Origin of the sequence: Lentzea nigeriaca, assembly GCF_016907955.1 — a bacterium.
In the GTDB taxonomy this organism is placed as follows: domain Bacteria; phylum Actinomycetota; class Actinomycetes; order Mycobacteriales; family Pseudonocardiaceae; genus Lentzea; species Lentzea nigeriaca.
In genome coordinates, this window is record NZ_JAFBCX010000003.1 from 477,835 (window position 1) to 499,773 (window position 21,939).

22 protein-coding genes are annotated in these 21,939 nt (G+C 69.0%); 15 read left to right on the forward strand and 7 right to left on the reverse strand.

Annotation, left to right across the window (positions count from 1 at the left end; genetic code table 11):
* Positions 1-6 precede the first annotated feature (6 nt).
* From JOD27_RS13190 to JOD27_RS13210, 5 genes are all read left to right on the forward strand, one after another.
* A complete protein-coding gene (locus tag JOD27_RS13190) occupies positions 7-1,062 on the forward strand; it encodes a thiolase family protein (RefSeq protein WP_204762478.1) in 1,056 nt (351 codons plus the stop codon).
* Positions 1,063-2,205 carry a thiolase family protein gene (locus JOD27_RS13195; RefSeq protein WP_204762479.1) on the forward strand — a complete coding sequence of 381 codons (1,143 nt, stop codon included), beginning with the start codon at positions 1,063-1,065 and terminating at the stop codon, positions 2,203-2,205.
* Positions 2,202-3,062 (forward strand): TIGR03619 family F420-dependent LLM class oxidoreductase, encoded by an 861-nt coding sequence (locus JOD27_RS13200; protein ID WP_204762480.1) that lies wholly within the window; start codon positions 2,202-2,204, stop codon positions 3,060-3,062. Before JOD27_RS13195 ends, JOD27_RS13200 begins: the two co-directional genes overlap by 4 nt.
* Positions 3,059-3,499, forward strand: a complete 441-nt coding sequence (locus JOD27_RS13205) for a nuclear transport factor 2 family protein (RefSeq protein WP_204762481.1) — start codon at positions 3,059-3,061, stop codon at positions 3,497-3,499. The genes JOD27_RS13200 and JOD27_RS13205 overlap by 4 nt, the downstream gene beginning before the upstream one ends.
* 480 nt (positions 3,500-3,979) lie before the next feature.
* Entirely contained in the window at positions 3,980-5,191 is a 1,212-nt protein-coding gene (locus JOD27_RS13210) for an HNH endonuclease signature motif containing protein (protein WP_204762482.1), read from the forward strand.
* A gap of 422 nt (positions 5,192-5,613) precedes the next feature.
* Here the strand turns inward: JOD27_RS13210 and JOD27_RS13215 are convergent, their stop codons facing one another.
* Complete coding sequence (locus tag JOD27_RS13215) at positions 5,614-6,840, reverse strand: cytochrome P450 (RefSeq protein WP_204762483.1); 1,227 nt, start codon at positions 6,838-6,840, stop codon at positions 5,614-5,616.
* 124 nt (positions 6,841-6,964) lie between these two features.
* Between JOD27_RS13215 and JOD27_RS13220 the strand changes: the two genes are divergently transcribed.
* Positions 6,965-8,092 carry a steroid 3-ketoacyl-CoA thiolase gene (locus JOD27_RS13220; protein WP_204762484.1) on the forward strand — a complete coding sequence of 376 codons (1,128 nt, stop codon included), beginning with the start codon at positions 6,965-6,967 and terminating at the stop codon, positions 8,090-8,092.
* Between the two features lie 27 nt (positions 8,093-8,119).
* Here JOD27_RS13220 and JOD27_RS13225 read toward each other — a convergent pair whose 3' ends face one another.
* Complete coding sequence (locus tag JOD27_RS13225) at positions 8,120-8,983, reverse strand: SDR family oxidoreductase (RefSeq protein ID WP_204762485.1); 864 nt, start codon at positions 8,981-8,983, stop codon at positions 8,120-8,122.
* Positions 8,980-9,729 carry an SDR family oxidoreductase gene (locus JOD27_RS13230; RefSeq protein WP_204762486.1) on the reverse strand — a complete coding sequence of 250 codons (750 nt, stop codon included), beginning with the start codon at positions 9,727-9,729 and terminating at the stop codon, positions 8,980-8,982. Before JOD27_RS13230 ends, JOD27_RS13225 begins: the two co-directional genes overlap by 4 nt.
* 70 nt (positions 9,730-9,799) lie before the next feature.
* Here JOD27_RS13230 and JOD27_RS13235 point away from each other — a divergent pair, with 70 nt between their 5' ends.
* From JOD27_RS13235 to JOD27_RS13250, 4 genes are read left to right on the forward strand one after another with little or no spacing between them, the layout of a single operon-like run.
* Complete coding sequence (locus JOD27_RS13235) at positions 9,800-10,567, forward strand: enoyl-CoA hydratase family protein (RefSeq protein WP_204762487.1); 768 nt, start codon at positions 9,800-9,802, stop codon at positions 10,565-10,567.
* Positions 10,542-11,339, forward strand: a complete 798-nt coding sequence (locus JOD27_RS13240; RefSeq protein WP_204762488.1) for a CoA transferase subunit A — start codon at positions 10,542-10,544, stop codon at positions 11,337-11,339. Before JOD27_RS13235 ends, JOD27_RS13240 begins: the two co-directional genes overlap by 26 nt.
* Positions 11,336-12,049 (forward strand): CoA-transferase subunit beta, encoded by a 714-nt coding sequence (locus tag JOD27_RS13245; RefSeq protein WP_204762489.1) that lies wholly within the window; start codon positions 11,336-11,338, stop codon positions 12,047-12,049. The genes JOD27_RS13240 and JOD27_RS13245 overlap by 4 nt, the downstream gene beginning before the upstream one ends.
* The gene (locus JOD27_RS13250) at positions 12,046-13,095 is read left to right on the forward strand and encodes an NAD(P)H-dependent flavin oxidoreductase (RefSeq protein ID WP_204762490.1); all 1,050 of its coding nucleotides are present in this window, start codon (positions 12,046-12,048) and stop codon (positions 13,093-13,095) included. Before JOD27_RS13245 ends, JOD27_RS13250 begins: the two co-directional genes overlap by 4 nt.
* Here the strand turns inward: JOD27_RS13250 and JOD27_RS13255 are convergent.
* From JOD27_RS13255 to JOD27_RS13270, 4 genes are read right to left on the reverse strand one after another with little or no spacing between them, the layout of a single operon-like run.
* Positions 13,079-14,209: an acetyl-CoA C-acetyltransferase gene (locus tag JOD27_RS13255; protein WP_204762491.1), complete on the reverse strand. Its 1,131-nt coding sequence runs from the start codon at positions 14,207-14,209 to the stop codon at positions 13,079-13,081. The two genes, JOD27_RS13250 and JOD27_RS13255, sit on opposite strands and share 17 nt — an antisense overlap.
* Before the next feature lie 13 nt (positions 14,210-14,222).
* Positions 14,223-14,819: a TetR/AcrR family transcriptional regulator gene (locus tag JOD27_RS13260; RefSeq protein ID WP_239566964.1), complete on the reverse strand. Its 597-nt coding sequence runs from the start codon at positions 14,817-14,819 to the stop codon at positions 14,223-14,225.
* A gap of 14 nt (positions 14,820-14,833) precedes the next feature.
* Entirely contained in the window at positions 14,834-15,577 is a 744-nt protein-coding gene (locus JOD27_RS13265) for an SDR family oxidoreductase (protein WP_204762493.1), read from the reverse strand.
* Positions 15,574-16,653: an acyl-CoA dehydrogenase family protein gene (locus tag JOD27_RS13270; protein ID WP_204762494.1), complete on the reverse strand. Its 1,080-nt coding sequence runs from the start codon at positions 16,651-16,653 to the stop codon at positions 15,574-15,576. The genes JOD27_RS13265 and JOD27_RS13270 overlap by 4 nt, the downstream gene beginning before the upstream one ends.
* A gap of 43 nt (positions 16,654-16,696) precedes the next feature.
* Here JOD27_RS13270 and JOD27_RS13275 point away from each other — a divergent pair, with 43 nt between their 5' ends.
* From JOD27_RS13275 to JOD27_RS13295, 5 genes are read left to right on the forward strand one after another with little or no spacing between them, the layout of a single operon-like run.
* Entirely contained in the window at positions 16,697-18,172 is a 1,476-nt protein-coding gene (locus JOD27_RS13275; protein ID WP_204762495.1) for a FadD3 family acyl-CoA ligase, read from the forward strand.
* The gene (locus JOD27_RS13280) at positions 18,169-18,999 is read left to right on the forward strand and encodes an enoyl-CoA hydratase (protein WP_204762496.1); all 831 of its coding nucleotides are present in this window, start codon (positions 18,169-18,171) and stop codon (positions 18,997-18,999) included. Before JOD27_RS13275 ends, JOD27_RS13280 begins: the two co-directional genes overlap by 4 nt.
* Positions 18,999-20,090, forward strand: a complete 1,092-nt coding sequence (locus JOD27_RS13285) for an acyl-CoA dehydrogenase family protein (RefSeq protein ID WP_204762497.1) — start codon at positions 18,999-19,001, stop codon at positions 20,088-20,090. The genes JOD27_RS13280 and JOD27_RS13285 overlap by 1 nt, the downstream gene beginning before the upstream one ends.
* Positions 20,087-20,938, forward strand: a complete 852-nt coding sequence (locus JOD27_RS13290) for an acyl-CoA dehydrogenase family protein (protein ID WP_204762498.1) — start codon at positions 20,087-20,089, stop codon at positions 20,936-20,938. The genes JOD27_RS13285 and JOD27_RS13290 overlap by 4 nt, the downstream gene beginning before the upstream one ends.
* A complete protein-coding gene (locus JOD27_RS13295; RefSeq protein WP_204762499.1) occupies positions 20,935-21,936 on the forward strand; it encodes an acyl-CoA dehydrogenase family protein in 1,002 nt (333 codons plus the stop codon). The genes JOD27_RS13290 and JOD27_RS13295 overlap by 4 nt, the downstream gene beginning before the upstream one ends.
* Positions 21,937-21,939 lie beyond the last annotated feature (3 nt).

Here is a 21,939-nt window from a genome sequence, read left to right on the forward strand (position 1 = left end):
GCCCTGATGCGGGACATCGCCGTAGTCGGTTTCGCGCAGACGCCCTGCGTGCGCGAGACCGACGGCACCACCAACGGTGTCGAGATGCTGGTGCCGATCTTCCACGAGGTGCTGGGCTCGCTCGGGCTGACGAAGTCCGACATCGGCTTCTGGTGTTCGGGTTCCTCGGACTACCTGGCGGGGCGTGCGTTCTCGTTCGTCTCCGCCGTCGACGCGATCGGCGCGTTTCCACCGATCATGGAGTCGCACGTCGAGATGGACGCGGCCTGGGCGTTGTACGAAGCCTGGGTGAAGCTGCTGTGCGGTGAGGTCGACACCGCTTTGGTGTACGGGTTCGGCAAGTCGTCGGCCGGACAGCTCCGCCGTGTGATGGCGATGCAGCTCGATCCGTACGTCGTGACGCCGCTGTGGCCGGATTCCGTTGGCCTGGCCGGGATTCAGGCGCGGATGGGGATCGAGGCCGGGCTCTGGGACGAGGAAGCGATGGCGTCCGTCGCCGCACGGAGTCGCGCCGCGGCCGTCTCGAACCCGATGGCGCAGCTCTCCGGTTCCCTCGAGATCCCGGACCTGCTGGCCACTCCGTACGTGGCGGATCCGTTGCGGCGGCACGACTGCGCGCCGATCACCGACGGCGCGGCCACGATCGTGCTGGCGGCCGGTGATCGTGCGCGAGAGCTCTGCGAACGGCCCGCGTGGATCACCGGTTTCGAACACCGGGTGGACTCGCCGTCGTTCGGTGCGCGCGATCTGCTGACGTCACCGTCCACGGTGGCCGCGGGCAAGGCGGCCGGTGCCGAGGGCATCGAGGTGGCGGAGCTGCACGCGCCGTTCAGCCACCAGGAGATCCTGCTGCGCCAGGCACTCGGGCTCGGCGACGACGTCGTGGTGAACCCGTCCGGCGGCGTCCTGGCCGGCAACCCGATGTTCGCGGCGGGACTTGCTCGCATCGGCGAGGCGGCCCGGCGCGTGCACGACGGCTCGGCCTCGAAGGTGCTCGGCCACGCCACCAGTGGCCCGCTGCTCCAACAGAACCTCGTCTGCGTGATGGAAGGGCGGGAGTAGATGCGACCGGCAGCAGTGGTCGGCACCGGCCAGACGCACCATGCCGCAAAGCGCCTCGACGTGTCGATGGCAGGCCTGTGCCGCGAGGCGATCGACCGCGCGATGGCCGACGCGGGCGTCGACTGGCAGGACATCGACGCCGTGGTCCTGGGCAAGGCCCCGGACCTGTTCGAGGGCGTGATGATGCCCGAGCTCTTCCTGGCCGACGCGCTCGGCGCCGTCGGCAAACCGCTGCTGCGCGTGCACACCGCGGGTTCCGTCGGCGGCAGCACCGGCAACGTGGCGGCGTCGCTCGTCCAGTCCGGCGTGCACAACCGCGTGCTGGCCGTGGCGTTCGAGAAGCAGTCCGAGTCCAACGCGATGTGGGCCCTGTCCGTGCCGACCCCGTTCACCATGCCGGTCCACGCGGGCGCGGGCGGCTATTTCGCACCGCACGTCCGCGCCTACATCCGCCGCGCCGGCGCCCCCGAACACGTGGGCGCGATGGTCGCCGCCAAGGACCGCCGCAACGGCGCCTTGAACCCGTACGCGCATTTGAAGCAGCCGGACATCACCGTCGAGTCGGTCCGCGCGTCCACCATGCTCTGGGACCCGATCCGCTACGACGAGACCTGTCCTTCGTCGGACGGCGCCTGCGCGGTGGTGATCTCTTCGGAACCGACGTCCGGTCGTGCCGCGTGGATCCGCGCGACCGCGATGCGCACCGAGCCGACGACGTTCGCCGGGCGCGACCAGGTCAACCCGCAGGCCGGCCGCGACGCCGCCCGCGCGTTGTGGAAGCAGGCGGGGATCACCGATCCTCTGTCCGAAGTGGACGCGGCCGAGATCTACGTCCCGTTCTCCTGGTTCGAGCCGATGTGGCTGGAAAATCTCGGCTTCACCGACATCGGCCAGGGTTGGAAACTCACCGAGGCGGGCGAAACCGAGATAGGCGGCCGCCTCCCGGTGAACCCGAGCGGCGGCGTCCTCTCGTCCAACCCGATCGGCGCCTCGGGCCTCCTCCGCTTCGCCGAGGCCGCGATGCAGGTCATGGGTACGGCCGGCGACCACCAGGTGGACGGCGCAAGAGTCGCGTTGGGACACGCCTACGGCGGCGGTTCGCAGTTCTTCGCCATGTGGGTAGTCGGATCGGAGACGCCATGAAGTTCACCGTCGGCATCGCCATGAGCCCACTCGACCAGCTGACCGAACTGGCCCAATGTGCCGAGGAGTGCGGCTACGCCTCCATCGCCCTGCCGGACTCCCTGTTCTTCTCCGAAAAGGTCTCCGCCGACTACCCCTACACCCCGGACGGCTCCCGCATGTGGAACGCCGAAACCCCGTGGGTGGACCCGTTCGTGGCCGCCGCGGCAATGGGCGCCGTGACGTCCCGCATCCACTTCTACACCCAGGTCCTGAAACTGGGCTCCCGCAACCCGCTGCTCCTGGCCCGCCAGATCGGCTCGGTCGCCCACCTGACCGACAACCGCTTCGGCCTGGGCGTGGGCCTCGGCTGGTCCCCGGAAGAGTTCGAGTGGTGCGGCGCTCCGTACAAGAACCGCGGCCCCCGCGTCGACGAGATGATCGACATCCTGAAACTCGTCCTGGCCGGCGGCATGGTCGAGTACCACGGCAAATACTTCGACTTCGACCGCCTCCAGATGTCGCCGGCTCCGTCTGCCCCCGTCCCGTTCTACGTGGGCGGCCACTCCCCTGCCGCGTTGAAGCGCGCCGCACGGGTAGGCGACGGCTGGACGTCCGCCATGATCAAGTTCGCGGACCTTCGCTCGGTCATCTCCCAGCTCGCGGACCTGGGCGCCTTCGAGCGCCCGTTCGAAATCCAGGCCGTGTGCATCGACCGCTTCGGCCTGGACGGCTACCGCCAGCTCGACGAGATCGGCGTGACCGACGTGATCGTAGTTCCCTGGCTGTTCTACGGCGTCGGCTTCGACGGCAGCCTGGAAGCCAAGAAGGACGGCCTTCGGCGCTTCGCCGACGAGGTGATCGGAGAGTTCGCATGACCGCCGTGACATGGAACGCCTCCCGCACCGAAACCCCGGCCCGCGTGGCCTCCTGGCGCTCCATGGACGCCGTGACCCGCGGCGCGAAAGACGAGTGGCTGGCCCTGTTCGCCGAAGACGCCGTGGTGGAAGACCCGGTGGGCCCGTCGATGTTCGACGCGGAAGGCAAGGGCCACCACGGCAAGGAGGCCATCGCCGCCTTCTGGGACCTGGCCATCGCCAACGTCGAACGCTTCGAGTTCGCGATGCACGACTCCTTCGCCGCCGGCTCCGAGTGCGCCAACGTAGGCGTCATCACCGCCTTCCTGCCCGGCGGCGCCCGCGTGGACACCGAGGGCGTCTTCGTCTACAACGTGGGCGAGGACGGCCTGATCCGCTCGATGCGCGCCTTCTGGGAAACCGAACGCGCGATGGCCACGTTCCGCGCCGAACCCTGATTCGGGCTTGCTCGCTGGTCCGGCTTGGGCGGGCTGGTCCGGCTTGGGCGGGCTGGTCCGGTTGGCACCGTCGGTTGCGGTTCCAGCGGAGGGGTCACCAGTGCGGGTTCCGTTGCGGTTCCAGCGTGCTTGCGCGGGCCTTGACGAGCGTTGGTTTCGACATCGCCGCTTCGCGACGATTGCGATTGGCGCTTGACTTCGGGGCCCTTGCGAGGCGCTGGTCGGCCTCAAAAAGCCGGGCATGTAAAGCGCCCGGCCGATCCGAACACGGTAGCACCTCGCACCCAAAGTCAAGCACCAATCGCGGTGCGTACGTGGTTGAGTTTGTGCGGTCGGGTTCCGGAAATTACCGCTTCCCGGTTTTGCATTGCCCTGTCCGGCTCGCTCCGCTTCGCCACGCCAGTCTGGAGCTGGCGATTCACTCGATGGTGTTCATTTTCGACCCCGATATTCACGTGATCTTGCGGTAAATTAGAACACGTGAGCGACCCCAGCCTTCCCCTCCTCTCCACCGGCGAGCTGCTGCGCGGCATCGTCGACGAGGTGACGGAATCCCGGGCCCGCGATTATGCGATCATGCAGAAAATCGCCGAGTTGAACCGGCGCGGCGCCGCCACCGAACTCGGCTACAAAAACCTTCCGCTCGTGCTGCGCGACGCGGTCCGCTGGGACAAGAACACCGCCACACGGTGGGTCGAACAGGCCGCGAAGCTGAGCGGTGAGATCACCCCGACCGGCAGCGAGATCACCGCCCGGCTCCCGATCACCGCCACGGCCGCCGCCGAGGGCGCCCTGTCGATCGACCACGTCGCGGTGGTCGCCGAGGCGATGCAGACCCTGCCCGCCGACCGTGAGGCGCAACTGGTGGACTACGCCCGCCAGTTCGAGCCCACCCTGGTCCGTGCCCTGGGCAAGAAGCTGATCTACGGGTTGTTCCAGAACGACCCCGAACCCACAGACCCCCAGCCCGAGCCCGCCTGCTCCCGTAACCGGCTCACACTGCGCCAGACCAAGGACGGGGTGGTGAAGTACTCGGGGACGATGGACCCGGTGACCGGCGCGACGTTGATGGCGGCGCTGGGCCCGCTGGCCAAACCCCGCCCCGCCACCGCCGAAGGCCCCGACCCGCGCACGCTGGACGAGCGGCAGGGCGACGCCCTGGCCGAGCTGCTCGATCTGGTGTTGCGCGCGGACGTGCTGCCCGAGCACGGCGGCGAAGCGGTCGCGCTGACGGTGACCGTGGACTACGACGACCTGGCCGAGCAGGCCGGGGCGGCGACGCTGGACAACGGCGTACACCTCCCCGCCGACCAGGTCCGCCAGCTCGCCTGCAGCGCCGGGATCCTCCCGATCGTGCTGGGCAGCCGCTCCCAGCCGCTCAATGTCGGCCGCCGGTCCCGCCTGTTCACCTCCGGCATCCGCCGCGCCCTGGTCGCCCGCGACCACGGCTGCGCGTTCCCGGGTTGTGGGCGTCCGCCGAAACACTGCGACGCCCACCACATCCAGCACTGGGCCGACGGCGGCGACACCTCCCTCGACAACGGCGTCCTGCTGTGCCGCCACCACCACACCCTGATCCACCGCAGCGGCTGGGACGTCACCATCGAACACGGCATGCCGGTCTTCTACCCGCCCGCCTGGCTCGACCCCGAACGCAGACCCAGACACAACCAGCTCCACACCGCCGCCTAACCCCGACCACGAGAGACGCGAGCGGACCCCACCACCACCTCCACCGCCACGGCCGTGCAGCACCACCACGGCCGTGGCACAACCATGCCCAAAACGCGGGACGGCCAGCAGCGGCATCGGCAAAGACGAAGACAAGAACCGATCCCACTATGGCAATGCGAAGCGAGCCCGTACACACCTAATGCCGCGATGGGAAGCGGTAATTTCCGGAACCCGACCGCCTAACGCAACCACGCACGCTCGCGATTGGCGCTTGACTTTGGGTGCGAGGTGCTACCCTGTTCGGATCGGCCGGGCGCTTTACCTGCCCGGCTTTTAGAGGCCGACCAGCGCCTCGCAAGGGCCCCGAAGTCAAGCGCCAATCGCAATCGTCGCGAAGCGGCGATGAAATGACCCGGCTCGTCAACGGCCCACGCAACCGCCTACGAATACTGCACCTGAAAGTCCTTGATCCCGTTCAACCACCCGGACCGCAACCGCCGAGGCTCAGCCACCTGCCGAATCCCAGGCATGTGGTCAGCAATGGCGTTGAAGATCAGATCAATCTCCAACCGAGCCAAGTTGGCCCCGATGCAGAAGTGCGCCCCACTCCCGCCGAACCCGAGATGCGGGTTGGGATCCCGAGTGATGTCGAACCGCCCAGGCTCCTCGAACACTTCCTCGTCGAAGTTCGCAGACGAGTAGAACAGCCCGACCCGCTGCCCCTTCTTGATCTCCACCCCGCTCAACTCGGTGTCCTGTGTGGCCGTCCGCTGAAACACCACGACAGGCGTGGCGAACCGGACGATCTCATCAGCAGCGGTAGCCGGTCGCTCGGCCTTGAACAGCTCCCACTGCTCAGGATGATCGAAGAACGCCTTCATCCCGTGGGTGATCGCGTTACGAGTGGTCTCGTTCCCCGCGACGGCCAGCAGCAGCACGAAGAACCCGAACTCCTCGGACGCCAGGCCGGCACCGTCCACATCGGCCTGTACCAGCTTCGTGACGATGTCCGCGCGCGGGCACGCGCGCCGGTCCTCGGCCATCGTCCACGAGTAGCCGAGGAGTTCGGTGGCCGCGGCCATCGGGTCGCCCTCGAACTCGGGGTCGTCGTAGGAGATCATCTGGTTCGACCAGTCGAAGATCTTGCGACGGTCTTCCTGCGGGATGCCGATGAGTTCCGCGATCGCCTGCAGCGGGAGTTCGCAGGCCACGTCCGTCACGAAGTCGCCCTGGCCCTTGGCGACGGCCTCGGCGACGATCTTCTCGGCTCGCGCGCTCAGGGCGTCGCGCAGGGCGTTGATCGACTTCGGAGTGAAGCCGCGGGAGATGATGCCGCGTTGCTTGGTGTGGAACGGTGGGTCCATGTTGAGCAGGAGGAGGCGCTGCATCTCGATGCGGTCGCGGGTCATGCCTTCGGCGAAGCGGATGATCGCCGTGTTCTCCCAGCTCGAGTAGATGTCGCTGCGGCGGGAGACCTCCTTGACGTCGGCGTGTTTGGTCACCACCCAGAAGCCGTCGTCCTCGAAGCCGCCCTGGCCGGTCGGGTGGGAGTTCCACCAGATCGGTGCGGTCTGGCGCAGTTCGGCGAACTCCTCCAGGGGTAAGCGTTTCGCGTACATGTCGGGGTCGGTGAAGTCGAAGCCCTCAGGGATGCGCGGCTTGCCCACGGAGGCCACCTCCTTGATGTAACACGTTCTACCTGATTCAAACACGGTTGCGCCTTGTGTTGAAGCCCCCAGGCAGCCAATCTGGTCATGCACAGGAACGTGTTCTAGTTTCTAGGAGGCTCGCGTGGGCAGTCCGGTGATCGTGGGAGCGGTGCGCACGCCCATCGGCAGGCGCAACGGCTGGTTGTCAGGGCTGCACGCCGCCGAGCTCCTCGGTGCGGCGCAACGGGGTTTGCTTGACAGGACCGGTGTCGATCCGTCCACTGTCGAACAAGTCATCGGCGGCACCGTCACCCAGGCGGGCGAGCAGTCCAACAACATCGCCAGGACCGCCTGGCTGCACGCGGGCCTGCCGCACACCACCGGCTGCACCACGATCGACGCCCAGTGCGGGTCGGCGCAGCAGTCCACGCACCTCGTCGCCGGGCTGATCGCGGCCGGTGCCATCGACGCGGGCATCGCGTGCGGGGTCGAGGCGATGAGCCGGGTGCCGTTGCGCAGCAACATCGGTGACGCCGGCTCACCGCGGCCCGACTCGTGGAGCATCGACCAGCCGAACCAGTTCGTCGGTGCGGAACGGGTCGCCGCGCGCCGTGGCATCGGGCGTGAGGAGGTCGACCGGTTCGGCGTCCAGTCGCAGACACGGGCGGCGCGGGCCTGGGCAGAGGGACGGTTCACCGCCGAGGTCGTCCCGGTGAAGGTCGGCGAAGAGCTCGTCGAGACCGACCAGGGCCTCAGGGAGACGTCACTCGAGGCACTGGCGGCGTTGAAACCGGTTCTCCCCGACGGCGTGCACACGGCAGGAACGTCGTCGCAGATCTCCGATGGTGCGTCGGCCGTGATGGTTGTGGACGAGGGCTGGGCGCGCGCACACGGCCTCACGCCACGCGCGCGCATCGTGACCCAGTGCCTCGTCGGCTCCGACCCGTACTACCTGCTCGACGGCCCGGTGGACGCGACCACCCGGCTGCTGGAACGCAGCGGCATGAAGATGGGCGACATCGACCTGTTCGAGGTCAACGAGGCGTTCGCGTCGGTCGTGCTGTCGTGGGCCGCCGTGCACCGGCCGAACCTCGACCGGGTCAACGTCAACGGTGGGGCGATCGCGATCGGTCACCCCGTGGGCAGCACGGGCACGCGGCTCATCACGACGGCGTTGCACGAGCTGGAGCGCCGGGACGCCACGACCGCCCTCATCACCATGTGCGCCGGTGGTGCACTGGCCACGGGAACGATCATCGAACGCATCTGAAGACTGGGCCGGTGTGTTGCTCAAGCTTCAGGCGCCGTAAACAGGGACCGGGTGGTCGGCGGCGACCAACTTGCGGACCACCTCGCCCAGCTCGTCCGGCGACCACCGTGCCCCCTTGTCGATCTCCGGCCCGCGCTGCCAGCCGTGGGCCACGCAGATCCGGCCGCCGTCGACCTCGAACATCCGCCCGGTCACGTCCGCGGCCTCCGCGCTGCCCAGCCACACCACGAGCGGCGACACGTTCTCCGGCGCCATCGCGTCGAACCCGTCGTCCGGTGCCGCCATCGTCGAGGCGAACATCTGCTCGGTCATCCGCGTCCGCGCCGCCGGCGCGATCGCGTTCACCGTCACGCCGTACCGCGCCAGTTCGGCCGCCGCCACCAGGGTCATCGCCGCGATTCCCGCCTTGGCCGCGGAGTAGTTCGCCTGGCCGACGCTCCCGAACAGGCCGGCGCCGGACGACGTGTTGATCACCCGGCCCGACACCGCGCCACCCGCCTTGTGCACGCCGCGCCAGTACGCGGCGGCGTGGTGCAGTGGTGCGAAGTGGCCCTTGAGGTGCACGCGCACGACCTCGTCCCACTCGTCCTCGCCGCAGCTCACGATCATCCGGTCGCGCACGATCCCGGCGTTGTTGACCAGGACGTCCAGCCCGCCGAACGTCTCCACGGCGGCCGACACCACCCGCGCGGCACCGGTCCACGTTCCCACGTCGTCCGTGTTCACCACAGCACGCGGCCCGATCAACGCGGCCACCTCCGAAGCAGGCTCCGCTGACAGGTCGTTCACCACGACCCGAGCCCCGGCCGCGGCGAACGCCAGAGCGTGCGCGCGCCCGATGCCGCGACCGGCACCGGTGACGATGACGACGCGGTCCTCGCACAACCTCATGAAGAACTCCCGTTCGTGTTGGCGGCGGCCAGGAACGCGGGCACCTCTCCCCCGCCGTGCACGACCAAGGTCGCACCGGTGACGTAGGAAGCCAGCGGAGAGGCGAGGAAGACCGCGCACGCGCCGATCTCGTCGGGCGACGCGAGCCGGCCGAGCGGCACGGTGCGCGACACGGCTTCGATCCCGGCCTCGTCGCCGTAGTGCAGGTGGGACTGCTCGGTGCGCACCATGCCGACGGCCAGGGCGTTGACCCGCACGCGCGGCGCCCACTCGACAGCCAAAGACGAAGTAAGGCTGTCCAGCCCGGCCTTCGCGGCGCCGTACGCAGCGGTGCCCGGTGACGGGCGGCGCCCGGAGACGCTGCTGACCATCACGATCGAGCCACTGGACATCACCGAGTACGCGGCCTGCGACACCAGCAGTGGCGCCAGCAGGTTCAGCTCCACGATCTTCTGGTGGAACCGCGGCGAGGCCTGGTCCGCCAACGCGAACGGCGCCCCGCCGGCGTTGTTCACCAGCACGTCCAGCCGCCCGAACCGCGAGACGATCCCGGAGATCAGCTCCGAAACCTGCGAAACGTCCCGGACGTCGCACTGCACGAACGACGCACCGGGCACGGAAGCGGGACGCCGCGCACAGGTCACGACCGTCGCACCAGCCGACAGGAACGCGCGGGTGATCCCGAGTCCGACACCCCGCACGCCGCCCGTCACGAGGACGACGCTTCCGTCGAGGGAGAGTTCCACTCCGCACCTACCCCGGTCGCTCCGGCGCTGCTAAATTACCAAGCAATCGCTTGGTTCGGAAGGCGGCGCCGTGGGAATCTCCAGCAGCCACACCGAAAACGGCATCATCGAGGTGACGGTCGACTTCCCTCCTGTCAACGCCATCCCCGCGCGCGGCTGGTTCGAGCTGGCCGAGACGATCACCTACGCGGGCAGGGATCCGGAGGCACGGGTCGTGATCCTCAGGGCCGAGGGCAGGGGGTTCTGCGCGGGTGTCGACATCAAGGAACTCCAGCGCACGCCCGGTTACGACGCCCTGATCGCCGCGAACAGGGGCTGCGCCAAGGCTTTCGCGGCCGTGTACGACTGCGAGGTGCCGGTCGTCGCCGCGGTCAACGGGTTCTGCCTCGGCGGCGGCATCGGGCTGGTCGGCAACGCGGACATCATCGTCGCGTCCGACGACGCCACGTTCGGCCTCCCCGAGGTCGACCGGGGCGCTCTCGGCGCCGCGACGCACCTGGCCAGGCTCGTGCCGCAGCACCTGATGCGGACGCTGTACTACACGGCCCGCAACGTCAGCGCGCGGACGCTGCTGCACCACGGCAGCGTCTACGAGGTCGTGCCGCGCGAGCAGCTCGACGAGGCGGCCCGCGAGGTCGCCAAGGAGATCGCCAAGAAGGACCCGACGGTGATCCGCGCGGCCAAGGAGGCGATCAACGGCATCGACCCGCAGCGCGTGCACACGAGCTACCGCTACGAGCAGGGCTTCACCTTCGAGCTGAACCTCACCGGCGTGTCGGATCACGCCCGGCAGGCCTTCCTGGACGGAAACCATGCGCGACAAGCGAATGACAGCTGACGAGGCCGTTGCCGGAATCAAGGACGGCATGACCGTCGGCATCGGCGGCTGGGGCTCGCGGCGCAAGCCGATGGCCCTGGTCCAGGCGATTCTCCGGACGGATCTCAAAGACCTCGAAGTGGTCACCTACGGCGGCCCCGACGTCGGACTGCTGTGCGCGGCGGGCAAGGTCCGCCGGTTGGTCTACGGGTTCGTCTCGCTCGACACCATCCCGTACGACCCGTGGTTCAAACGGGTCCGCGAGGCCGGTGGGATCGAGGTGCTGGAGCTGGACGAGGGCATGTTCCAGGCGGGGCTCAGGGCTGCCGGGCACCGGTTGCCGTTCCTGCCGATCAGGGCGGGCCTGGGCTCGGACGTGCTCAAGTACGCGCCCGGGATCAAGACCGTCCGTTCGCCCTATGACGACGGCGAAGAGCTGGTCGCGATGCCCGCGCTGAAGCTCGATGTCGCACTGGTGCACCTCAACCGCGCGGACCGGCACGGCAACGCCCAGTACCTCGGGCCCGACCCGTACTTCGACGACCTCTTCTGCCTCGCCGCGGACCGGCGTTACGTCTCGTGCGAGCGGATCGTGGAGACGTTCGACGGGCCGCCGCAGACGTTGCTGCTCAACCGGATGATGGTCGACGGCGTCGTGGAAGCACCAGGTGGCGCGGGGTTCACGAGCTGCGTCCCCGACTACCCCCGCGACGAGAAGCTCCAGCGCGAGTACGCCGAAGCCGCCGCCGACCTGGAGAAATGGCCGGACTTCTACGAGAGGTTGCTGGGATGAGCGACATCACCAGGGCCGAGATCTGCGTCACGGCCTGCGCGGACCTGTTCCTGGGCGCCGGTGAGACGCTCGCCAGCCCGATGGGGCTCATCCCGTCCCTCGGCGCGAAACTCGCCCGCCTCACCACAGAGCCCGACCTGCTGCTGAGCGACGGCGAGGCCTTCCTGCTCACTCCGGGGTCCACTGTGGAGGGATGGCTGCCGTACCGGAAGGTGTTCGACGTCGTCGCGCACGGCCGCCGGCACGTCGTGATGGGCGCGAACCAGGTCGACAGGTTCGGCAACCAGAACATCTCCGCGATCGGCGACCACGCGAGGCCAACCCGCCAGCTGCTCGGCTTCCGCGGAGCGCCCGGCAACACGATCAACCACCGCACCAGCTACTGGGTGCCGCGGCACAGCCCACGCGTGCTGGTCGAGGCCGTCGACGTGGTCTCCGGCGTCGGCTACGACCACGCCGTGGGCCCGTTCCACGACGTCCATCGCGTCGTCACGAACCTGGCCGTGCTCGGCTTCGACACCCCCGACCACTCGATGCGCATCCTCTCGGTGCATCCCGGTGTCTCGATCGACGAGGTCCAGAAGCAGACGTCGTTCCCGCTCGTGGCCGACGACGTCGCCGAAACCCGGCTGCCCACCGACGAGGAGCTCGACCTGATCCGCACCGTGCTCGACCCGGACGGCAAGCGCGACAAGGAAGTCCCGGCATGAGGACCGCGCTGACCGAGCTCGTCGGCGTCCGCCATCCCGTGGTGCAGACCGGGATGGGCTGGGTCGCCGGGCCACGCCTCGTCTCCGCGACCGCGGAAGCGGGCGGGCTCGGCATCCTCGCGTCGGCCACGATGACCTACGCCGAACTCGAAGCCGCCATCAAGGAGACCCGCTCCCGGACGGCACAACCGTTCGGCGTCAACCTGAGAGCCGACGCCCAGGACGCGGCGGACCGGGTCGACCTGCTGATCCGCGAACAGGTCAAGGTCGCTTCCTTCGCGCTGGCCCCGAAACCGGACATGATCGCGAAGCTGAACGACGCCGGCGTCGTCGTGATCCCGTCGATCGGCGCGGCCAGGCACGCGGAGAAGGTCGCGAAGTGGGGCGCGCACGCGGTGATCGTGCAGGGCGGCGAGGGCGGCGGCCACACCGGCGGCGTGGCGACGACCCTGCTGCTCCCGAGCGTGCTGGACGCCGTCGACATCCCGGTGATCGCCGCGGGCGGCTTCTTCGACGGCAGAGGGCTCGCGGCGGCGCTCGCGTACGGCGCGGCCGGAATCGCGATGGGCACGAGGTTCCTGCTCACCCAGGAGAGCACGGTTCCCGACGCGGTCAAACAGGCCTACCTGCAACGAGATCTGAACGGCACGGTCGTGACCACCCGCGTCGACGGTCTGCCGCACCGAGTTCTGCGCACCGACCTCGTGAACCACCTGGAGCAGTCGGGGAAAGTCAGCAGTCTGGTGCGCGCGATCACGAACGCGGCCAGGTTCCGCCGGCACACCGGGCTGACCTGGCGCGCGATGATCCGCGAGGGCCTGGCCCTGCGGCACGGCAAGGATCTCACCTGGTCGCAGGTGATCATGGCCGCGAACACGCCGATGCTGCTGCGCGCCGGTCTGGTCGAGGGCAGGACAGACGCGGGTGTGCTCGCGTCGGGTCAGGTCGCCGGTCTCCTCGGCGACCTGCCGACGTGCGAAGAGCTGATCACCGGCATCGTCGAGGACGCCGAGGCGATCATCGACCGGCTCAAAGACGTTCGATGATCGTCACGTTCGCCTGACCGCCGCCCTCGCACATGGTCTGGAGCCCATAACGGCCGCCGGACCGCTCCAGTTCGTGCAGCAACGTCGTGAAGAGCTTGGTGCCGGTCGCGCCGATGGGATGACCGAGAGCGAGCGCTCCCCCGTTGACGTTGACCTTCGCCAGGTCCACGCGCAACTCCTTGGCCCACGCCAGCGGAACGGACGCGAACGCCTCGTTGATCTCGAACAGGTCGATGTCCGAAATGGACATCCCGGCTCGTTCCAACGCGAACCGGGTGGCGCGGATCGGCGCGGTCAGCATGTAGATCGGGTCGGACCCGCGAGCGGAGAGGTGGTGCACCCGAGCTCGCGGCGTCAGCTTCCGTTCACGCAACGCCCGCTCCGACACGACGAGAACCGCCGAAGCGCCGTCGGAGATCTGCGAGGACAACGCGGCCGTCGTCCGCCCGCCCGGCCGCAGCGGTTGCAGCGCGGCCATCTTCTCCGCACTCGTGTCCGGGCGCGGGCACTCGTCGTGCACCACACCGTCGACCGGCGCGATCTCCCGGTCGAACCTGCCCTCCTTGATCGCGGTGATCGCCCGGAGATGGCTCTGCAGCGCGTATTCCTCCATCTCGCGCCGGGAGAGGTCCCACCGCACGGCGATCAGGTCGGCGGCGCGGAACTGGTTGACCTCCTCGTCGCCGTACCGGTGCTGCCAGCCCTCACAGCCCTCGAACGGGCTGACCGTCATGGCCGAGCTGATCGGCACCTGCGACATGTTCTGCACGCCACCGGCGACGATCACATCGGCCGTCCCGCTCATCACCGCCTGCGCCGCGAAGTGCAGCGCCTGCTGGCTCGACCCGCACTGCCGGTCGACCGTCACGCCCGGCACCTGCTCCGGGAAACCCGCCGCCAGCCAGGACGTCCGCGCGATGTCACCCGCCTGCGGCCCGACCGTGTCCACGCAGCCGAAGATCACGTCGTCCACGTCCGTCGGGTCGACGTCGACGCGGTTGAGCAGCGCGGTGATCACGTGTGCACCGAGATCGGCGGGATGCACGTGGCTCAGCTCGCCTCCACGCCGACCCGCCGGAGTCCGCACAGCCTCGATGATGTACGCCTCGGCCACGAGGGCCCTCCTTCTAGGTCTTCGAGTTCTTACGGCGTCCCGTGGCGATGCCGTCGAGCAGGATCGCGAGGTACTGGTCTGCCACGGCGTCCGCGGACAGTCCGCCGCCCGGCCGGTACCAGCGCACGGCCACCCACACCGTGTCGCGGATGAACCGGTAGGCGAGATCCACGTCGAGATCGGCGCGGAACACGCCCGCGCCGATGCCCTCCTCCAGCAGCACCGTCCAGAGCTTGCGGAACTCCACGTTGCGGTCGTCCAGGTACGAGAACCGCTCCAGCGGCATGAGGTGCTTGGACTCGTTCTGGTAGATCGCGACCTCGGCGTGCCGGGTGTCGATCGCCTCGAACGACGCCACGACCAGCGCCTTCAGCGTCTGCTTCGGCCCGAGGCCGGCGTCGACGATCTCCCGGTACCTGCTGAACAGCTCGTCGAGGAAGGTCCGCAGGATCTCGTCCACCATCGACTCCTTCGAGTCGAAGTGGTGGTAGAGGCTGCCGGACAGGATGCCCGCCGCGTCCGCGATGTCCCTGACCGTGGTCTGCCCGTACCCACGTTCGGCGAACATCCGTGCGGCGAGCTCCAGCAGCTCCGTCCTGCGGTTGCTCATCGGTCTTTCCTTCCTCATGGGTGCTGACTGCTCACCGAGACGACCTCGCCCGTCAGGTAGGACGAGTAGTCGCTGGCGAGGAACACGATCACATTCGCGACCTCCCACGGCTCGGCGGCGCGCCCGAAAGCCTCGCGGGACGCCAGTTCGGTCAGCAACTCCTCACTGGTGACCTTGGCCAGGAACGGGTGCGCCGCCAAGCTCGGCGCCACCGCGTTCACCCGGATGCCGTGCTCGGCCACGTCCATCGCGGCGCACCGGGTGAGCGCCATGACTCCTGCCTTCGCCGCCGCGTAGTGGGCCTGGCCGCGCTGGGCGCGCCAGCCGACGACGCTCGAGTTGTTAACGACAACACCGCTTCGTTGGGCGACCATTTGGCGCAACACGGCCCTGGTGCAGCGGAACGTGCCGTTCAACGTCACGTCCAGCACGCGCGACCACTCGTCGTCGGTCATGTCCACGACGGACTTCTCTCCACCGAGGCCCGCGTTGTTGACCATCACGTCGATGCGGCCGTAGCGCGCGACTGTTTCGTCAACGAGCGTCTGCACCTGCTGCTCGTTCGTGACGTCGCACGGGATGGCGTGATCCGCGCCGATCGCCTCGTGGGTCTCATTCAACCGGCGCTCGTGCCAGTCGCTGATCACCACCGTGGCGCCTTCTTCGAGGCAGCGTTTCGCGGTGGCGGAACCGATGCCCGTGCCCGCCGCCGCGGTCACGACGACGACTTTGCCCTTGAGCAGGTCGTGGCCGGTCATCGCGGCAACCCCAGGACGCGGTGGGCGATGATCTCGCGCTGGATCTCGTCCGAGCCGCCGTAGATCGTCTCCGCGCGGCTGAACAGGAACATCCGCCGCCACGCGGTGCCGTCGAGCATCGCCTCAGGGCCGAGCGACTCCATCGCGAGCTCACCGAGCCTGCGATGCCAGCCGCCCCAGAACAGCTTCAGCACGGACGCCTCCGGACCTGGTTCGTCGTTGAGGGTGCGCAACGTGTGTGAGCGCATGACGTGGAGTTCGAGCCACGCCCTGGTGAGCTTCTCCCGCATGCGATCGGGAGCGTCGGCCATGATCGCGTCGAGTTCCCGGCGGAAGCCGACCTGGTGGCCGAGCATCGCCGTGCCGCGTTCGAAGCCGAGCGTGGCCATGGCGACCTTCCAGCCTTCGCCCGGCTGCCCGACGACGTTCTCGCGGGCGGTGACCGCGCCGTCGAAGAAGACCTCGTTGAACTCGGACGTGCCGGTCAGCTGGCGGATCGGCCGGACCTCGACACCGGCCTGGTGCATCGGGACGAGCAGGTACGACAGGCCCTGGTGGCGTTGCGATCCCGGTTCCGTGCGGCACAGGACGAAGATCCAGTCCGAGTGGTGCGCGTTCGACGTCCAGATCTTCTGGCCGTCGATCACCCACTGGTCGCCGTCGAGCCTGGCCCTCGTCTGGACGGACGCGAGATCGGAGCCCGCGCCCGGCTCGGAGTAGCCCTGGCACCACAGCTCGTCGAGGCTGCGGATCTTGGGCAGGAAGCGTTCTTTCTGCTCCGGAGTACCGAACGCGATGAGCGTCGGACCGAGCAGCCCCTCGCCCACGATGTCGACCTTCGCGGGCGCGTCGGCCTCCGCGTACTCCTCGTGGAAGACGACCTGCTCCTCCACGCTCCGCTCGCCGGGCCAGCCGAGGCACGTCCACCCGTGTGCCGCCAGGTGCCGGTGCCATCGCAGCCGTCCCTCGAACGCCTCGTGCTCGCGACCGGGACCGCCCAGGCCGCGCAGCTCCGCGAACTCACCGACGAGGTTGGCGGACAACCATTCCCGCACCTCGCGCCGGAAGGACTCCATGGGCCATACTCTAACCTACCAAGCACTTGCTTTGGAGGACGTGATGGGCGGCGATCCAAGCAGGCAAACGGTTTCAGCGGTGCTCGACCGCGCTGCTTCGCTCTTCGGCGGCGCGGAAGCGTTGGTGGACGGGGACGTTCGCCTCACCTACACCGAGCTGCGGGCGCAGGTGCACACCGCGGCGCGCGCACTCGTCGGGATGGGTGTGCAGCCGGGCGACCGGGTCGCGCTGTGCGCACCGAACTCGCGGCACTGGGTGGTCGCGGCGCTCGGCGCGTTGCACGCGGGCGCCGCGCTGGTGCCGATCAACACCCGGTTCACCGCGACCGAGACGCTCGACGTGCTGCGGCGCAGCAAGGCGCGCGCGTTCGTCGTGGAGGGCGAGTTCCTCGGCCGCGACCGGCTCGCCGAGCTGCGCGGCGAGGACCTGCCCGAGATCATCGTGCGACTGCCCGCCGACTGGGTCGACTGGGCGACGAACCTGCCGTCGCTCGATCCGGACCAGCTCTGCGACGTCATGTACACATCGGGCACGACGGGGCGCAGCAAGGGCGCGATGAGCGCGCACCGGCAGTCGCTCGGGGTGGCCGAGGCGTGGGCGACGTGCGGCGAGCTGTCGTCGAGCGACCGGTATCTGATCGTCAACCCGTTCTTCCACACCTTCGGCTACAAGGCGGGGATTCTCGCCAGCCTGCTGCGGGGCGCGACGATCGTGCCGCAGCGGGTGTTCGACGTCGCCGAGACGATGCGGCTGATCGAGCGGGAACGCATCACCGTGCTGCCCGGCCCGCCGACGATCTACCAGTCGTTGCTCGACCACCCGGATCGCGGGTCGTACGACCTGTCGAGTCTGCGGCTCGCGGTGACGGGCGCGGCCGTGGTTCCGGTGGCGCTCGTCGAGCGGATGCAGTCGGAGCTGTCGTTCTCGACGGTGCTCACGGCGTACGGGCTCACCGAGGCCGTGGTGGCCACGATGTGCCGTCCCGACGACTCCCCCGAGACCGTCGCGCACACGTGCGGGCGGCCGATGGCGGACTTCGAGCTCCGGCTGGGTGAGAAGGACGAGGTGCTGCTGCGCGGCCCGAACGTGATGCTCGGCTACCTCGACGACCCGGACGCGACCGCGGCGGCCATCGACGCGGACGGGTGGCTGCACACGGGCGATGTCGGGCGCGTCGACGAACGCGGCTACCTCTCGATCACCGACCGGCTCAAGGACATGTACATCTGCGGCGGGTTCAACGTCTACCCCGCGGAGATCGAGCAGGCGCTGGCCCGGCTGCCGGGAGTCGCCGAGTCGGCCGTGGTCGGCGTGTTCGACGAACGGCTGGGCGAGGTCGGCGTCGCGCACGTCGTGACGTCGCCGGGGTTCGAGCTGACCGAGGCCGGGGTGATCGAGTTCTGCCGGGAACGGCTGGCCAACTACAAGGTGCCGCGGGCCGTCGAGTTCCACCCCGCGCTCCCCCGCAACGCCGGCGGCAAGGTCATGAAAAACCTACTGCGCAAGGAGAACGCGTGACAGTCTCGTACGAACGGCGGGACGCGGTGGCCGTCGTGACCATGAACCGCCCGGAATACCGCAACGCGCAGAACTCGGCGATGACCTACGCGTTGGACGAGGCCTTCACGCGCGCCGTCGACGACGACGAGGTCAAGGTGATCGTGCTGGCCGGTGCCGGCGACCACTTCTCCGCCGGCCACGACATCGGCTCGCCCGGCCGGGACGTCGACGTGTCGTTCGAGCGCAAGGCCGTGCTGTGGTGGGACCACGTCGGCCGGGCCGGAGGTGATCTCCGCTTCGCCCGGGAGATGGAGGTCTACCTCGGCATGTGCCGGCGGTGGCGGGAGATCCCCAAGCCGACGATCGCGATGGTGCAGGGCGCGTGCGTGGCGGGTGGCCTGATGCTCGCCTGGGTGTGCGACCTGATCGTGGCCGCCGAGGACGCGTTCTTCGCGGATCCCGTGGTGCGCATGGGAATTCCCGGCGTCGAGTACTTCGCCCACCCGTGGGTGCTCGGTCCGCGTGCCGCCAAGGAGGTGCTGTTCACCGGCGACCGCTTCTCGGCCCAGCGCGCCTACGAGTGGGGCATGGTCTCGCGCGTCGTGCCACGCTCCTCGTTGGAGTCGTCCGTTTTCGAGCTGGCCTCGCGGATCTCGGCGATGCCGCAGTTCGGGCTCGCGCTGGCCAAGAAGGCGGTCAACCAGGCCGAGGACCTCATGGGTATGCGGGCCGGCATGGACTCGGTGTTCGGACTGCACCACTTCGCGCACGCCCACAACGCCGAGGTGAGCCCCGACGCGTTGGCGGGCATGGACGCCCGTTCGATGAAGAAGGCCTCCAGCTGATGGATCTCGATCTGGACGCCGCGACGCTGGAGTTCCAGGCCGAGGTGCGGTCGTGGCTGGCCGCGCACGTTCGCCCACTGTCCTCAATGGACACCGCAGAGGGCTTCGAGGAGCACCGCTCGTGGGAACGGCTGCTCGCCTCGGAACGGCTGTCGGTGGTCTCGTGGCCTGCTTCGTTCGGCGGCCGCGATGCCTCGTTGCTGCAGTGGCTGATCTTCGAGGAGGAGTACCACGCGTCGGGCGCGCCAGGCCGGGTCTCGCAGAACGGCATCTTCCTGCTGGCACCGACCCTGTTCGCGCACGGCACGGACGAGCAGCGTGCGCGGATCCTGCCACCGATGGCACGCGGTGACGAGGTGTGGGCGCAGGCGTGGTCGGAGCCGGAGGCCGGCTCCGACCTGGCGTCGTTGCGCAGCACCGCCGTTCGTGGCGAAGGCGGCTGGTTGTTGCGCGGGCAGAAGACCTGGAGCTCGCGGGCGGCGTTCGCGGACCGGGCGTTCGGCCTTTTCCGCACGTCCGCGGAAGGGCGTCATCGCGGCCTGACCTATCTGATGTTCGACCTGCGCGCCGACGGGGTGACCGTGCGTCCGATCAACCAGCTCGACGGCGAACCGGGCTTCGCGGAGATCTTCCTGGACGACGTGTTCGTGCCGGACCGCGACGTGATCGGCGCCGTCGGCGACGGCTGGCGCGTGGCGATGAGCACCGCCGGGAACGAGCGCGGGCTGTCGTTGCGCAGTCCTGGCCGGTTCGTCGCCGCGGCCGGTCGGCTGGTGGAGCTGTACCGCAAGAACCCCGATCCGGCGTTGCGTGATCGGGTCGTGGACGCGTGGATCGGTGCGCAGGCATATCGGCTGCACACGTTCGGGTCGCTGGCCAACCCTCCTGCCGGGCCGGCCGCGAGCGTGACGAAGGTGTTCTGGTCGGAGTTGGACGTGGCGTTGCACGAGACCGCGCTGGACCTGCTCGGGGAGGTCGCGCCGGGATGGCGGGACGGGTGGCTGTTCTCGCTCGCGGGGCCGATCTATGCCGGTACCAACGAGATTCAGCGCAACGTGATCGCCGAGCGGATTCTGGGGTTGCCGCGATGATGTTGACTCTGTCGCCGGAGCAGGCGGACTTCGCCGGGGTGCTGCACGGATTTCTCGCGGCCGGGAAGAGGGACCTGGACGAGGTGGGAATCGCGGAGGTCACCGACCCGGTCGATCTGGTGGTCGTGTTCGAGGAGTTGGGGCATCACGCGTTGGGTGGGCCACTGATCGAGACGTTGGCCGTGGTGCCGGCGTTGGTGGGTGCTGCCGGGAGCGGACCAGGCGCGTCGATCGGCACGGCGGTGGGAGCCGGGACCTGGTCCGTCGCCTTCCCGCCCGCCGTCCCCCACGCCGTCGAGGCCGACCACTACCTCCTGGTCGAGGGCGACAGCCTCCGCGAGGCGGTCGCCACCGCCGAACTGTCCTCAGTGGATCCCGCTCGCCGCCTGGTCGAACTGACCGCCGGTGCCGTCGTCGCAACCGGGATCCCCGCCGCCCAAGCCTTCGACCTCGGCGTCCTGACCTGCTCCGCCCAGCTCCTGGGCCTCGGCCGCGCGATGCTGGAGATGACCACCGCCCACGCGCTGGCCCGCACCCAGTTCGGCAAGCCGATCAGCTCGTTCCAGGCCGTCAAACACCACCTCGCCGACGTCCTGATCGGACTGGAGCTGGCCCGCCCGCTGGTGTTCGGCGCCGCCATCACGATGACGACCCGCGACGTCTCCGCCGCCAAGGTCGCCGCCTCGGACGCCGCCTGGGCCGCTGCGAGGACCGCACTGCAGGTGCACGGCGCGATCGGCTACACCGCCGAGCACGAGCTCGGCCGTTTCCTGCTGCAGACACGCGCCCTGCGCACCGCGTGGGGCAGTCCTTCGATGCACCGGGCGCGCGTACTGGAGGCGTTGTGACACCGGAACAGGAAGCACTCCGCGACGCCGTCCGCAGCCTGCTCGCCAAGCACTCCGACGTCAGGGCCGCGATCGAGACCCCGGACGGCTACGACAAGGACCTGTGGGCGAGGTTGTGCGACATCGGCGTGCTGCCGATCCCCGAGCAGTACGGCGGATCCGGCGCCGGGCTCGCGGAAACCCGTGTCGTGCTGGAAGAACTGGGTCGCACCCTCACGCCGTCGCCGCTGCTGGCCTCGACCATCGCCGCCCGAGCGCTGCTGAGGTTCAACGACACAGGCCGGTTGCTGCGCCGGATCGCCGACGGCGCCGTCGCGACGCTCGCCTGGGACTCCGTCGAGGTCACGTCGACCGAGGCGTTCGACTACCCGGAGGTCAACGCCGCCAGCCACTACCTCGGCGGCACCGCACGCTACGTCCTCGACGGCGACCTGGCCGAGGTTCTCCTGGTCAGCGACGGCGCCTGGGTGTACGAGGTGGACCTGTACGGCGTGACCCGCGAGCACACGCCGACGCTGGACCAGACCCGTCGGCTCGCCACGATCCACCTCACCAACGCTCCCGCGACCCGCCTCGGCCGCTGGTCACCCGAGATCCGCGACATCGCCCTGGCCGCACTGGCCGCGGAACAGGTCGGCGCGGCGGCGAGAGCATTGGAACTCACCGTCGAGTACACCAGGACGCGTGTCCAGTTCGGACGGCCGATCGCGTCGTTCCAGGCGTTGAAGCACCGCATGGCCGACCTCCACGTGCTGGTGGAGACGGCCCGATCCGCCGCGCTGGCCGCAACGGACGAGGTGTCCGCTGCCGTCGCGAAGGTGTACTGCTCCGAGGCGTTCTACAAGGTCGCGGCCGAGATGATCCAGCTGCACGGCGGCATCGCGATCACCTGGGAGCACGACGCGCACCTGTACTTCAAGCGGGCGCACGGCAGCGCGCAGCTGTTCGGCAGTCCTCAAGATCACATCGAGCGGCTCTCCCGTTTCGCCCACCGGTGATCG

Excerpts from the sequence above, each read along its gene's own strand:
- JOD27_RS13225 (WP_204762485.1), bottom strand. The coding sequence starts at position 8,983 with ATGAGGTTGTGCGAGGACCGCGTCGTCATCGTCACCGGTGCCGGTCGC.
- JOD27_RS13265 (WP_204762493.1), bottom strand. The coding sequence starts at position 15,577 with ATGACCGGCCACGACCTGCTCAAGGGCAAAGTCGTCGTCGTGACCGCG.
- JOD27_RS13245 (WP_204762489.1), top strand. The coding sequence starts at position 11,336 with ATGAGCGACATCACCAGGGCCGAGATCTGCGTCACGGCCTGCGCGGAC.
- JOD27_RS13275 (WP_204762495.1), top strand. The coding sequence starts at position 16,697 with ATGGGCGGCGATCCAAGCAGGCAAACGGTTTCAGCGGTGCTCGACCGC.
- JOD27_RS13290 (WP_204762498.1), top strand. The coding sequence starts at position 20,087 with ATGATGTTGACTCTGTCGCCGGAGCAGGCGGACTTCGCCGGGGTGCTG.
- JOD27_RS13205 (WP_204762481.1), top strand. The coding sequence starts at position 3,059 with ATGACCGCCGTGACATGGAACGCCTCCCGCACCGAAACCCCGGCCCGC.
- JOD27_RS13195 (WP_204762479.1), top strand. The coding sequence starts at position 1,063 with ATGCGACCGGCAGCAGTGGTCGGCACCGGCCAGACGCACCATGCCGCA.
- JOD27_RS13270 (WP_204762494.1), bottom strand. The coding sequence starts at position 16,653 with ATGGAGTCCTTCCGGCGCGAGGTGCGGGAATGGTTGTCCGCCAACCTC.
- JOD27_RS13285 (WP_204762497.1), top strand. The coding sequence starts at position 18,999 with ATGGATCTCGATCTGGACGCCGCGACGCTGGAGTTCCAGGCCGAGGTG.
- JOD27_RS13260 (WP_239566964.1), bottom strand. The coding sequence starts at position 14,819 with ATGAGCAACCGCAGGACGGAGCTGCTGGAGCTCGCCGCACGGATGTTC.
- JOD27_RS13190 (WP_204762478.1), top strand. The coding sequence starts at position 7 with ATGCGGGACATCGCCGTAGTCGGTTTCGCGCAGACGCCCTGCGTGCGC.
- JOD27_RS13200 (WP_204762480.1), top strand. The coding sequence starts at position 2,202 with ATGAAGTTCACCGTCGGCATCGCCATGAGCCCACTCGACCAGCTGACC.
- JOD27_RS13240 (WP_204762488.1), top strand. The coding sequence starts at position 10,542 with ATGCGCGACAAGCGAATGACAGCTGACGAGGCCGTTGCCGGAATCAAG.
- JOD27_RS13250 (WP_204762490.1), top strand. The coding sequence starts at position 12,046 with ATGAGGACCGCGCTGACCGAGCTCGTCGGCGTCCGCCATCCCGTGGTG.